We start from the raw sequence: 13952 nt of genomic DNA on the forward strand, positions 1-13952 counted from the left end.
TTTATTATGCCTTTGCTGCTTTTATTTGCTGCGGGTTTTTATACGCCCAAATTAATAAACCTAAACCACCTATAATCATAGGGAGTGACAGTATTTGACCCATAGAGATAAAGTCGGCAAATAAGCCTAGTTGCGCGTCTGGTTGGCGGAAGTATTCAATACCAAACCTAAACACCCCGTAACCTAGTAAAAATACGCCGCCAACACTGCCAGCTGGGCGTGGTCTTTTAATAAACCATAGCATAATTAAAAATAAAACAAGCCCTTCAAAAAAGGCTTCGTATAACTGCGACGGGTGGCGAGCAAGCGGCCCACCGGTTGGAAATACCATAGCCCAAGGAACGTCTGATACACGCCCCCATAGTTCGCCATTTATAAAGTTACCTATGCGCCCTGCTAATAATCCCACTGGCACTAGTGGCGCTACAAAATCGCCAACTTGTAGAAGTGATTTTTTACGTGTCCACGAAAAAATGGCAACGGATGCAATTACACCTAGCGTACCACCATGAAACGACATGCCGCCCTGATCGATGCGGAATAAATACAGCGGATTTTCTAAAAAATAACTAAATTGGTAAAACAATACATAGCCGATACGACCACCAAGTATTACCCCTAGCATGCCATAAAATAATAGATCGCTTACCTGCTCTTTGGTCCAGCCAGAATTAGGCTTTGCCGCTTGACGATTTGCAAACCACATCGCAAATGCAAAACCAATTAAATACATCAATCCGTACCAACGTACGCTCAGTGGTCCAATCGAAAAAATAATTGGATCGATTTGAGGAAACTCAAGTGCCATAAAAATAAACCTTTAGCTAAAAACCATTTTAATTGCGATAACAACAAGCAGTACCGCGAAAACTTTCTTTATTGTATTAACAGGTAAATAATGAGTTGCTTTAGCCCCGTAAGGCGCCACAAACCACGATGTAATAACAATACCAAATAAAGCAGGTAAATATACAAACCCTGCAAAACCATGTGCTAAGTCGGTCACCTTCCAACCCGCACTAATGTAGCCAATAGAGCCAAATAAAGCGATTACAATGCCCGAGACGGCAGCACACCCAATGGCTTTTCTTATATCAATGGAGAAGTAATTGAGCATAGGTACAATTAACGCTCCACCACCAATCCCAATCAACCCTGATAAACCGCCCATAATAGCGGAAATACACCCTAAAATAGGCCCTGGTGGGAGCGACTTAGTTGATGAGGGTTTATTACGTGATGATAGCGCCATTCTGGCTGCAATAAATACAACACTCACTGCAAATACACTGCGTAGTAACTGCTCTGGTATTAAGCTTGCTGCAAACCCACTAATTAAAGCCCCTATTGCTACACCTGTCATAACCCAAGGTGCAACATGCCAAGGCACATTATCATTTTTATGATGAGCCAATGCTGAAGACGTAGAAGTAAATAAAATAGAGGCCAAAGAGGTCGCAATCGAAATAACCACAACATGTTCTGCAGATGTAACATTGAATAAAATCAGCAATGTGCTCAGTGCAGGCACAATTATTAACCCACCGCCAATACCTAATAATCCTGCTAAAAAACCGACAATACAGCCTAGTAGTGCGCAACATGCGACCAACAAACCTAAGTCATACATAGTTATCTCAAATGCCTTTTGAAGGCTTATATGGTAAAGGATTATAAAACGAATAGCATCTGCGTATTAAAATTAATTAAGTAAGCACCTTTTACTTTGGGGTATAAAATAGGTCACCTAAATTGTGCTCTAGCATAAAATTACGCGTTAAACGCAAAACTTGTTTAGCTGTTGACTGTGCTAAGCACTCGATCAATAACTGTTCCATGTCGGCAACGCTTAAACGCCTAAGCACCCATTTCACTTTATTTAAAGACGATAAGTTCATACTCAGTCGTCTATATCCCATAGCTATTAGCAATATGGCTCCCTCTGGGTCCCCCCCTAATTCACCACATAAACTAAAGGGTAATTCATAATTTTCACACTCATCGGCTATTTTACTTAAAACCCTAAGCACCCCGGGGTGGTAAGGATTAAAAAGCTCAGCAACACGCGCGTTGGCTCTATCTACCGCCAATAAATATTGTGTTAAGTCGTTACTGCCTACTGAACAAAAATCTACCTTTTTAGACCATTCAGGTAACATAAACACACTGGAAGGCACCTCAAGCATAATACCAATATCGGGGCGATCTATTTGCTGCTCAGGAAAGTGTTCGTTTAGTTCAAAGTAAGCTTGTTCAAATAACCCCAATGCTTCATCTACTTCTTCTGTGCCGCTGATCATCGGCAGCATTATTTTTAAATTGCCTAAACCGATATTTGCCTTAAGCATTGCTTTGAGTTGGTCTAAAAATAACTCGGGATGATCAAGGCTAATACGTATACCACGCCAACCTAAAAATGGGTTTTCTTCGGTTATATTAAAGTAGTCGAGCACTTTATCGCCGCCAATGTCGAGCGTACGCATTACAACTGGGTTTGGGTAATAACTGGTGAGCACTTCTCGATACCAATTTTCTTGCTCTAACTGAGAAGGAAACTGGCCTTTTTGCATAAACCACGCTTCAGTACGGTATAAACCGACGCCGTCGCACACATGTGCGTTGTTTTGATCTGTTTTTAATTCTAGCCCTGCATTTAACAATAAACTGACGTGTTCGCCATCTAAGGTAATAGACTCGTACTCTTGCTCTGCTAAAAAACGATTATTTAACAGGTTATCTTGATGTTGTAAGTCTGCGTACTCGTCTAATAACATTTGCGAGGGTGAGATATACAAGCGCCCTGCAAACGCATCCAATATCATTGGTTTACCATCAAATTGAAGTAATGGTAAATCTTCTATCCCCCAAATAGCGGGGATCCCCATTGCGCGAGTCAAAATAGATGCATGACTATTGGCAGAACCATTAACACTAACAACGCCTGCTAAATGCCCTTTTGGTACTTCAGCAAGCATCGCGGGGGTTAATGTATTTGCAATTAATATGGTATCTGCTGGGTAATCTTTTACTGCGTGTTCGGTGTTAACTAAGTGATGTAGTACGCGTAAACCAATGTCTTTCACATCAACAGCACGCTCTTTTATGTATGGGTCTTGCATCGCATTAAATTGCGAAATTAGACGCTCAATCACAATTTTAAGTGCGCTTTTTGCACACCATCCCTCGAGTAACTGAACCTCAACATTGTGACCTAAACTTTTAGCATCTAATAACTGTTGATACACATCAAATACGGCTAATGCCTCTTGAGGAATAGAGTCACTCAACGTCATCGAAAGCGTATTAAACTCTTTACGTGTAGCCGCCACTGCTTGCGTAAATAGGCGGCGCTGCTCAGTCACATCACTATTTTTTTGGAGCTCAATTGATTTAAAGTCAAGTTTTGGTAAAAGTACAAATGCGGTACCTATACCTATACCCGGCGCACTAGATACACCTTTTAAAACAGATGTTTGATGAGATGACTCGTCTTGACGAAGTACTTCTTTAATTTCGGCATGAGCCAATTGTGAAGCAAGTTGAGCAGAAAGCGTTATTAAAAACGACTCTTCATCTTGGCTAAATACACGGGCCATTTTTTGTTGAACAACAATAACGCCCAGTACTTTTTTTTGATGAACCACAGGTACCGATAAAAAAGCATTATAGCCTTCTTCGTTTACCTCAGGAGAGAGCTTAAAGCGCGGATGCGATTTAGCAAAGGCTATATTAATGGGTTCTTCGCGTTGAGCAACTAACCCCACTAAACCTTCTGTAAAACCAATTCTAAACTTGCCTACCGCATCAGGGTTTAACCCTTCGGTAGCCATTAATACAAAATTGTCTTGGCTGTAGTCGGCAAAATAAATAGAGCAGCACTGGGTTTTCATGGCGTCTTTCACCATTTGCACAAAGCACACTAAAGCAGTGTCTAAATTCGCTTGTTGCGATACAGACTCAGCAATAGATCTTAGTGTTGCCAGCATGTCCTGCTCCTTTATTTTATTATAAAGTTATTACCTTTTACTTCGCCAATGGTCTTTATGGTGTTCTCTTTTATTAAAGGGCATAGCAAAAGGAGCAAACTCCTTCATTACACGTCGGTAAACATCCCGTTTAAACGACACAACCTGCCTAACAGGGTACCAGTAACTCACCCAACGCCAATCATCAAACTCTGGGTGATGAGTTTTAAGTAAGTTTACATCTTCATCTTTACAACGAAGTTTCAGTAAAAACCATTTTTGTTTTTGCCCAATACACACCGGACTTGAGTCGCGACGAATTAATCGTTTGGGTAGTTTATAGCGTAACCAATGTTTTGAACTTGCGACAATTTCTACATCTTCTGGTCGCAGTCCGACCTCTTCGTGTAATTCACGGTACATAGTTTGTTCTGGTGTTTCACCATCATCAACACCGCCTTGGGGAAATTGCCAAGAGTGCTGACCGTAGCGTCTGGCCCAAAATACTTGTCCCTGATTATTGCAAATTACAATTCCGACATTGGCACGAAAACCTTCGGCATCAATCACCTTAGTGCCTCATTTGTAAGTCGATTTTTAATGATTGTTCCACATTAGTCGCAATACGGCAAACACTATTATAGACAAGCCTACGGGTGAATGACGTTTATGCTTTAACCCAGTAGATAAAACATACAGATGAGAGTAATAAATTTTAAAAAAATGTGCAAAAGCTATTGCAGTTATTGTTTTACTCTAGTTACTCACAGTTTGTGCATAACTTTTAAAAAACACGTTCATTTTGCAAACAAATCCACAATATAAGATCTAAAACGTGTTGTTCTCCACAGATTCTGTGGATAAACATGTTCATATAGTTGTATTTATCCCATTAACTTTTAAAACGACCAATACGAACAAAACTTACAAACTAAAAAAAACCAAGTTAGTCAGTAACTTAACGAGTTATCCATAATTTTAACTATGTATAAAATTAACACACCACAACAGCGAACAAAAAACACACAAACCTAAAGATATCCACGGCTTAGCTGTTTTGCTATCATGGCAGTGGTATTTGTTCAACTAAAATTAATATTATGCGCCCAACTAAACCACTTTCAATTAATGATCTTACTCAACGTGTAAACAGTATTGCTGGCCTTACGCTTGGGCAGCTTGCTGAACAATATAACTTTAAAACCCCTGACGACTTATTAAGAGAAAAAGGCTGGACGGGTCAATTAATTGAATACGTATTAGGTGCAACCGCGGGTTCTAAACCCCTCCCCGACTTTGAAGATTTGGGTATTGAACTTAAAACGCTGCCTATTTCCTATAAGGGCAAACCTCTTGAAACCACCTTCGTATCTGTAACGCCACTAATAAATGTAACCGGCATGACATGGCACACTAGTGCGGTTCGTAAAAAGCTTAACCATGTTTTATGGCTTCCAGTTTTAAGCGAGCGTGATATCGCACCGATTAATAGAACCATAGGCAGCGGCTTTTTATGGCAACCCACGCCCGAGCAAGATGCAAAACTACAGCGTGATTGGGAAGAACAAATGGAGTTGATTGCGCTTGGTAGGATTGATGAAATATCAGGCCATTTAGGCGATGCAATGCAAATTCGTCCAAAAGCCGCTAATAGCAAAATTGTGACCGATGCCATTGGCCCAAACGGGCAAATAATAAAAACCCTGCCACGTGGTTTTTACTTAAAAACCTGTTTTACAGGTGACATTTTAAAACAGCAATTCACTTTGTGAGCGTTTTATTATCAGGGACTTCGTTGAGCACTTTGTTAATAACGTAAAAAAAATGAAATAGACCTAAAAGAATATTCACAAACGTCAAAACCAAACTTATACCTATACTACCTTTAGTATTAGAGTTTTTATTTAGAAAAAAAATAAAGCCTGAAAAAATAAGCAAAAATGGTAAAACGAGAATGTAATAAAAAGATGAGTGAAAATACATTATTTAAAACTCCTAAAAAGGGGAGTTACCCCCTCAATTCGAATTATTGAGCGTTGCGATCCCGCTTTTTTATTGATGTATAAATACACCAAATAAAATGTACAAACCCTGCAGGAAAAAATAACATCGTTAAAATAAAATTAAGCATAACATCATGCTTAATGTTTGTTTTTGATGTCGCTTTTTTTAATAAATAAGCCATTGTTAACGCTATAGGCAATATTACTATTAAGTAACTGTAATCATTGACTGAAATATTCATTTTAATTATAGCCATTAAGTTGTATATGCATTGATGAGGAAAGCGCTGCAGAAAAAATGAAACGTTTTAGCACTACAATTCCCTGTAAATTGAAGCTCATACTAACAAAAAAAAACTACAAGCAACATAAAAAATCCCCGCATTGGCGAGGATTTTATAGCTTAAAATTTAAAATCAGTTTCTAAAAAAGAATTACTGACCTTTAACTTCTTTTAAACCGTTGTACGGTGCTTTAGCGCCTAATTGCTCTTCAATACGAAGCAATTGGTTGTACTTAGCTACACGGTCAGAACGACTTAATGAACCCGTTTTGATTTGGCCCGCAGCAGTACCTACTGCTAAATCAGCAATTGTTGCATCTTCTGTTTCACCTGAACGGTGAGAGATAACAACAGTAAAACCTGCGTCTTTCGCCATTTTAATAGCCGCTAACGTTTCAGTTAGTGAACCGATTTGGTTAAACTTAATTAAGATTGAGTTAGCAATACCGTTGTCGATACCACGCTTTAAAATCTTAGTGTTAGTTACAAATAAGTCATCACCTACTAATTGGATTTTATCGCCCATTAATTTAGTTTGGTGAGCAAAGCCATCCCAATCTGACTCATCTAAGCCATCTTCAATAGAAACAATTGGGTATTGCTGAGTAAGCTCTTGCAAGAAGAAGTTAAATTCTTCAGACGTGAATTTTTTGCCTTCACCTTTAAGGTCGTAAATGTTTGCTTCTTTGTCGTAAAACTCAGAGGCTGCACAATCCATCGCTAAAGTAATATCTTTACCTAGCTCGTAACCTGCGTTTGCTACCGCAACTTTAATTGCTGCAAGTGCCGCTTCGTTAGATGCAAGGTTTGGCGCAAAGCCACCTTCATCGCCAACAGCTGTTGAGTGGCCGTCTGCTTTAAGTACTTTTGCAAGGCTGTGGAAAACCTCTGCGCCCATACGTAGGCCTTCGCGGAAGTTTGCAGCGCCAACAGGTTGGATCATAAACTCTTGAATATCTACAGAGTTATCTGCGTGTTCACCACCATTGATGATGTTCATCATTGGCAGTGGCATAGAATAAACACCCGGTGTGCCATTTAAATCAGCAATGTGCTCGTATAGTTCTACTTTTTTAGACTGAGCTGCGGCTTTAGCTGTTGCTAGTGATACTGCTAAGATTGCATTTGCACCTAATTTTTCTTTGTTTTCAGTGCCGTCTAAATCTAGCATTACTTTATCAACTGCACTTTGGTTAAGTGCATCTTGGCCAGCTAACGCATCAGCAATTTCTTTATTGATGTAACCAACCGCGTTTAATACGCCTTTACCTAAGTAACGTGCTTTATCACCATCACGTAACTCTAATGCTTCGCGAGTACCAGTAGATGCGCCTGAAGGTGCTGCCGCACGACCCCAAGAACCATCAGCTAAATGTACGTCTGCTTCAACAGTTGGGTTACCACGCGAGTCCATGATTTCGCGACCAATTACTTTTACGATATTTGACATCTTGTTTCCTCTATATTCCCAAAATGGTGAGTTTTGTTAACTTTACTATGTTTGATATAGCTTAGTCAGTCTTAAAAACAAAAAAGCCGTACAATACATGCACGGCTTTTTATAAGTTACGATGACGCTTTTTGGTGGATATGCGCTGCTGCTACAAACCCTTCAAATAGCGGATGACCATCACGTGGTGTTGACGTGAATTCCGGGTGGAACTGCGCGGCAATAAACCAAGGGTGATCTTTGTTTTCAATAATTTCTACCAGTTTTTTATCTTCAGATAAACCAGAGAATGTTAAACCCGCTTTTTCTAGCTGGTCTACAAAGTTGTTATTTACTTCGTAACGATGGCGGTGGCGTTCTACAATTTCGTCGCTTCCGTAAACTTCGTGCACTTTAGAGCCTGGTGTTAAGTAACATTTTTGTGCGCCTAGACGCATTGTGCCACCAAGATCCGATTTTTCGTCACGAACTTCTACTTTGCCTTCGGCGTCTAACCACTCGGTGATTAAGCCAACAACCGGCGCTGCAGATTTGGCATTAAACTCAGTAGAGTTTGCATCAGCTAAGCCTGCTACATTACGTGCATACTCAATAAGCGCTACTTGCATACCTAAACAAATGCCTAAGTAAGGCACTTTATTTTCACGAGCGTATTTAGCTGCTAAAATTTTACCTTCAACACCACGACCACCAAAACCGCCTGGAACTAAAATAGCATCAAGGTGAGAAAGTAATTCTACGCCTTTACTTTCTAGGTCTTGTGAATCTACATATTCGATGTTGATTGTTAAACGGTTTTTAAGACCCGCATGTTTTAATGCTTCGTTAACCGACTTATACGCATCGGGTAATTCAATGTATTTACCAACCATACCAATGGTCACTTCGCCCGTAGGGTTAGACTCTTGGTATAATACTTGTTCCCACTCAACTAAGTCAGCTTCAGGCGCGTCTAAGTGAAAACGACGACATACAAAATTGTCTAGCTCTTGTGATTTTAACAATGCTGGAATTTTGTAAATACTGTCTACATCGGGTAGTGAAATTACCGCTTTTTCTTCAACATTGGTAAACAATGCAATTTTTGCACGCTCGTTATTAGGTAACTTACGATCTGAGCGACAAATAAGAATATCTGGCTGAATACCAACAGAACGAAGCTCTTTAACTGAGTGCTGTGTTGGTTTTGTTTTCACTTCGCCCGCAGGGCCTAAGAAAGGCACTAACGTTAGGTGAATAAAGAGTGCGCGTTCGCGACCGATCTCTGTGCCCATTTGACGAATTGCTTCAATAAACGGTTGTGATTCAATATCACCTACCGTGCCACCAATTTCAACAATGGCAATATCGTGCCCCTCAGCGCCTTCGTAAACACGCTGTTTAATATCGTTAGTGATATGAGGAATAACCTGAATAGTGGCGCCTAGGTATTCACCACGACGCTCGCGACGTAATACGTCTTCATATACGCGGCCTTGCGTGAAGTTATTTCGGCTAGTCATTTTGGTGCGAATAAAACGTTCGTAGTGACCTAAATCAAGATCAGTCTCTGCGCCGTCTTCTGTAACGTATACTTCACCGTGTTGAATTGGGCTCATTGTGCCTGGGTCAACGTTGATGTAAGGATCCAGCTTTAAAATAGTAACATTTAAGCCACGGGCTTCTAAAATAGCCGCCAACGATGCTGCTGCAATACCTTTACCCAACGAAGAAACAACCCCGCCAGTAACGAAGATAAATTTTGTACTCATGCGAACCCTAGAATATCAGGAATTAAAAGGAATATAACACCCAAAAAAGTGGCTATGGGCATATCATCAAGACGGGGCGAAATTATACCAAAACACGCTTTAGCAATCCAGCTAAAATTAGCGAATGGGCGATTAAAAAACGTGCGCTATTTTATTTATGTTTTTTAATTGCTTCCCACGCATTATCCATTTCTTCAAGGCTTGCTGTCTCTAGGCTTTTACCTTGCGCTTGCAAGTATGCTTGTACCTTTTCAAATCGGGCAGAAAACTTATCGTTTGCATTTCTGAGGAGCTGCTCTGGGTCACGTTTGACGTGGCGAGCCACATTAACGGTGGCAAATAGTAAATCGCCAAGCTCTTCCGCTGTGTGATCTGATAAGGGGTCGTGCGTTATTGCTTCTTTAACCTCAAGTACTTCTTCGTTTACTTTATCAAGCGCACCATGATAAGTCGGCCAGTCAAAACCCATTGAAGCCACTCGCTGTTGAATTTTTTTAGCCTTACTAAGACTTGGCATATTTGCAGGAATATCTTGCCACAACAATGATGTATTGGTTAATGCTTTTTCGCTTCGCTCTTGGGCTTTGATAGCTTGCCACTGCAATGATAACTGCTCATCATTGAGCGCTTTTTTGTCGCCAAAAACATGCGGATGACGACGTGTTAACTTTGCATTTAATTGTTCTATTACATCGTTAAAATCAAACAAGCTTTGTTCTTGCGCTAATTGGGCATAAAACACAATTTGAAACAGTAAGTCACCAAGCTCATTTTTAAGCTCATTTAAATTACCCGATTCGATGCAGTCGGCAACTTCATAGGCTTCTTCAAGTGTATGCGGCACAATTGATTTAAAGTCTTGTTTAAGATCCCACGGGCAGCCGCCATTGGGATCTCTGAGTGTTTGCATAATACTCAAAAGTTCTGTTAATGCTGAATGGTTAGCCAAAGCTACTGCCCTCGCTTAGCGTGGTGAACACCTTCAATTTGGTGCAATTTAGAGAGCACTCGGTTTGTACCCGATAAATCGTGTACTTCTATTTGCATGGTAAATACCGCTAACTGGTCAGCACCCACAGTATTAACGTTCATATTAATTACGTTTACTTTTTCGTTAGCAAGTACAGAACTTATATCGCGAATGAGTCCAGATCTGTCGCTTGCTTCAATTTTTATACTGAGCGCGTATGATCCATTTATATCTTCAGACCAGCTAACTTCTACAACACGCTCTGGATGCTGTTTTTTCAAGTTATTAAATGCATCACAATCATCACGGTGAACGCCGATACCACGGCCTTGCGTAATATAACCAATAATTTCATCGCCTGGCACTGGTCGGCAACATTTAGCTACATGACTCATTAAACTGCCCACGCCATCAACCACTATGCCGTTTTTATCGCCCGTTACTTTGCTTGGTGCTTTAAATCGAATAACGGGTTCGTCTTCTGTGCGGTCAGTAACAAAATTAAGCATTTGGTTAAGGCGCACATCCCCCGCCCCTATCGCGACCATTAAGTCATCAAGCTCTTTAAAGTTAAATCGCTTAATTGCTGGAGCTAAATCTTTGTATGTTAAATCAAGCTTTTGTAGCTCATTATCAAGAATTTCTTTACCCGCACTTAAATTTTTATCACGATCAAGTTGCTTGAACCAATGGTGTATTTTGGCCCGCGCACGAGACGATTTAATGTAGCCCAATGACGGATTTAACCAATCTCTACTCGGGTTAGCCTGCTTTTGTGTGAGAATTTCGACCTGATCGCCTGTCGTTAATTGATGCGTAAACGGCACTATTTTGCCAAATACTTTTGCGCCAATACAACGGTGTCCCACATTAGAATGGATGTAGTACGCAAAATCGAGCGGCGTGGCCCCTAATGGTAGGTCAAAAATATCGCCACGCGGGGTGAATACATACACTCTGTCTTCAACAACTTGGTTTTTTAGCTCTTCAGCTAAATCGCCGCCATCCACCACTTCTTCTTGCCATTGCAGTAATTTACGTAGCCAGCTAATTTTTTGCTCGTAACCCGAACCACGTCCGGGTAAGGCCCCTTCTTTGTACATCCAATGCGCAGCTACGCCTAGTTCTGCATCCTGATGCATGTCTTGTGTACGAATTTGTATTTCTACGGTTTTACCCTCAGGGCCAAAAACAACGGTATGAATTGACTGGTAACCATTTTGCTTAGGCGTTGCAACATAATCATCAAATTCTTTATTTAAATGGCGCCAGTTGGTATGCACTATACCCAGCGCACCGTAGCAATCTTGCAAGCGGTCAACCACAATACGCATGGCGCGAATATCAAAAAGTTGATCAAACTCATAGTTTTTTTGCGCCATTTTTTTGTAAATACTGTAAATATGCTTAGGCCGGCCATATACCTCAGCTTCTATACCTGCTTCACTTAAACGGCTTTTAACTTGCTCTACCATGTCTTCCATGTAGGCTTCGCGGGCAAGTCGTTTATCATCAAGCTGCTTGGCTATTTTTTTGTAAGTGTCTGGGCGTAAATACCTGAACGATAAATCTTCAAGCTCCCACTTTAATTGGCCAATTCCAAGTCGGTTTGCTAAAGGAGCAAAAATATCCGCGGTTTCTTTGGCGGCAATAACCCGCTCCTCTTCACCGGCGTCTTTCACGTTTCGTAAATGACAAACCTGCTCGGCAAGCTTTATTACCACAGCCCGCACATCTTCAACCATGGTTAATAACATTTTACGAATATTATCAACTTGAACAGTGCCTTTGCCTTGATGCGACAAAGTACTGATAGTCGCCATTTGAGAAACGCCCGTTAACAGCAGCGATATATTACTACCGAGCTGCTCTTGAACGGTTTCAAGGGAGACAACGTCATTTAAAAAATAAGGCGTTAAGTAGGCCGTGGCTAACGATTCGGCATCAAGGTTTAGCTCGACTAAAATTTCTACCATTTCGATAGCTGTATTTTGCCAAGCTTGGTTATCACTTTTAACACAAAGCGCTTGCGCCTTATTAAGCAACTGAATCTTTTCTGTAGACAGATCGAGTGCTTTTAACCGTGTAAAAAGATCACCCGTTTCATCTTGTTGATGTGATTGACGTGTCGCTACCATAATGCGCTTTACCTCCGTTGAAATAACGCCATAGTTTCAATATGCCCAGTATGAGGGAACATATTCATTAGCCCAATTTTGTTGAGCTCAAAGCCTGCTTGCAAAATAATAGCGCTGTCACGGGCTAAGGTAACAGGGTCACAAGAGACGTATAAAATTGTTTTAAATTGCTTTAAAGGTAATTGCTCTAATATAGCCATTGCACCAGTACGTGAAGGATCGAGTACCAACACATCTAGGTTTTTATTAAACCATTGCGCATTTTGTATTTTTTGCGTTAAATCGTAACAATGAAACTGCGCATTACTGATAGAGTTAGTTTGCGCATTTTGCGCGGCCATTGCAACCGCAGAAGCAACCCCTTCTATACCAATTACCGTTTTTGCTTGTTTTGCCAGCACGAGCGAAAAGTTACCAATACCACAAAATAAATCTAATATATTTTCATCGCCACTTAAACCAAGCCAATCTACCGATTGTTTTAACATAGCTTGATTAACTTGCGCATTAACTTGAATAAAATTACCTAAACCGAACTCAAATTTTAGTTTAAATTCATCCAAGTAATAATACGGCATAGTAATATTATCGTGGTCGATCACTTCGCTTTCGCTTTGCCAAATAACTGAGTATTTGTAAGGCATACAGGCTTTTTTAACCACTGCCTTTACTTCATCATTAATTGCTTTAGTGTGACGAATAACCACAAAGTTATGCGTTTCACTTTGGCATAATTGCAGGTGGCTTATACTGTGTAATGACTTATTGTGATTAATTAATTCATCAAAAAGTGTAAAAACAGCTTCATAGGCATCAGTCAAAACTGCACACTTATTGATACTAACAACATTTTTGGAACCGCTCGCTCTATAACCTATACGCATTTTTTTAGCCGCTTTATCAAACATAACCGCTATTCGTGCACTTCGCCTATAATGTGTTGGTTTACTTAATAATGGAGTTTGCCAGTTTAAATTTGCTTGCTTGGCAAATTTTTCAAAAAGCTGCTCAACCGCGGTTTGCTTTTCAACTACTTGTTGATTCACATCTAAGTGCTGTAATTGACAGCCACCACAGTGATTATAATGCTCACAAAAAGGCGCGACTCTTGCTTTACTTTCTTTAATCACTTTGTGTGTAACAGCATTACTGTAACGCGCTTTATCATCAACAAGCGTTGCTTTTACTTGCTCGCCTGGTAATGCACCTGCAACAAAGCATACTTTATTGTTATATTTTGCTATGCCACGGCCTTGGTGATCCATATTTGTTATATCGAGCACCACTGACTTTTGTTGAAGAGGTTTTTTTTTCGCTTTAAAAATTTGTGCCATGTGGCATTACCTTACATTTATTTAGGTTAAAACTCGTTACTAATCACACCTAGGGGAA

Annotated in this window: 10 protein-coding genes; 1 reads left to right on the forward strand and 9 read right to left on the reverse strand. The window is 40.3% G+C overall.

Annotated features, from left to right (window positions below; genetic code table 11):
- Positions 1-4 precede the first annotated feature (4 nt).
- The 4 genes from lgt to rppH form a co-directional block, all read right to left on the reverse strand.
- Positions 5-808 (reverse strand): prolipoprotein diacylglyceryl transferase, encoded by an 804-nt coding sequence (lgt, locus tag CWB62_RS01420; RefSeq protein ID WP_138528797.1) that lies wholly within the window; start codon positions 806-808, stop codon positions 5-7.
- A gap of 12 nt (positions 809-820) precedes the next feature.
- Positions 821-1630, reverse strand: coding sequence for a sulfite exporter TauE/SafE family protein (locus CWB62_RS01425; RefSeq protein ID WP_058550923.1), 810 nt, complete (start codon positions 1628-1630; stop codon positions 821-823).
- 91 nt (positions 1631-1721) lie between these two features.
- The gene (gene ptsP / locus CWB62_RS01430; protein ID WP_138528799.1) at positions 1722-3986 is read right to left on the reverse strand and encodes a phosphoenolpyruvate--protein phosphotransferase; all 2265 of its coding nucleotides are present in this window, start codon (positions 3984-3986) and stop codon (positions 1722-1724) included.
- A gap of 30 nt (positions 3987-4016) precedes the next feature.
- Positions 4017-4535: an RNA pyrophosphohydrolase gene (gene rppH / locus CWB62_RS01435; protein ID WP_058402976.1), complete on the reverse strand. Its 519-nt coding sequence runs from the start codon at positions 4533-4535 to the stop codon at positions 4017-4019.
- Positions 4536-5065: 530 nt separating this feature from the next.
- On the opposite strand from rppH, the gene mutH reads away from it, so the two are divergent.
- The gene (gene mutH / locus CWB62_RS01440; protein ID WP_138528801.1) at positions 5066-5737 is read left to right on the forward strand and encodes a DNA mismatch repair endonuclease MutH; all 672 of its coding nucleotides are present in this window, start codon (positions 5066-5068) and stop codon (positions 5735-5737) included.
- 665 nt (positions 5738-6402) lie between these two features.
- On the opposite strand, the gene eno is transcribed toward mutH, so the two are convergent.
- The 5 genes from eno to rlmD all read right to left on the reverse strand — a co-directional run bounded on the left by eno (position 6403) and on the right by rlmD (position 13894).
- Positions 6403-7701 carry a phosphopyruvate hydratase gene (eno, locus tag CWB62_RS01445; protein WP_138528803.1) on the reverse strand — a complete coding sequence of 433 codons (1299 nt, stop codon included), beginning with the start codon at positions 7699-7701 and terminating at the stop codon, positions 6403-6405.
- A 116-nt stretch (positions 7702-7817) separates the two neighbouring features.
- Entirely contained in the window at positions 7818-9452 is a 1635-nt protein-coding gene (gene pyrG / locus CWB62_RS01450; RefSeq protein WP_058402981.1) for a CTP synthase, read from the reverse strand.
- A gap of 151 nt (positions 9453-9603) precedes the next feature.
- A complete protein-coding gene (mazG, locus tag CWB62_RS01455) occupies positions 9604-10401 on the reverse strand; it encodes a nucleoside triphosphate pyrophosphohydrolase (protein ID WP_138528806.1) in 798 nt (265 codons plus the stop codon).
- Positions 10402-10403: 2 nt separating this feature from the next.
- Positions 10404-12560 carry a GTP diphosphokinase gene (gene relA / locus CWB62_RS01460; RefSeq protein ID WP_138528808.1) on the reverse strand — a complete coding sequence of 719 codons (2157 nt, stop codon included), beginning with the start codon at positions 12558-12560 and terminating at the stop codon, positions 10404-10406.
- 8 nt (positions 12561-12568) lie between these two features.
- The gene (gene rlmD / locus CWB62_RS01465) at positions 12569-13894 is read right to left on the reverse strand and encodes a 23S rRNA (uracil(1939)-C(5))-methyltransferase RlmD (RefSeq protein ID WP_138528810.1); all 1326 of its coding nucleotides are present in this window, start codon (positions 13892-13894) and stop codon (positions 12569-12571) included.
- Between the last annotated feature and the right edge of the window lie 58 nt (positions 13895-13952).

This window comes from Pseudoalteromonas sp. S408 (assembly GCF_005886645.1).
In the GTDB taxonomy this organism is placed as follows: domain Bacteria; phylum Pseudomonadota; class Gammaproteobacteria; order Enterobacterales; family Alteromonadaceae; genus Pseudoalteromonas.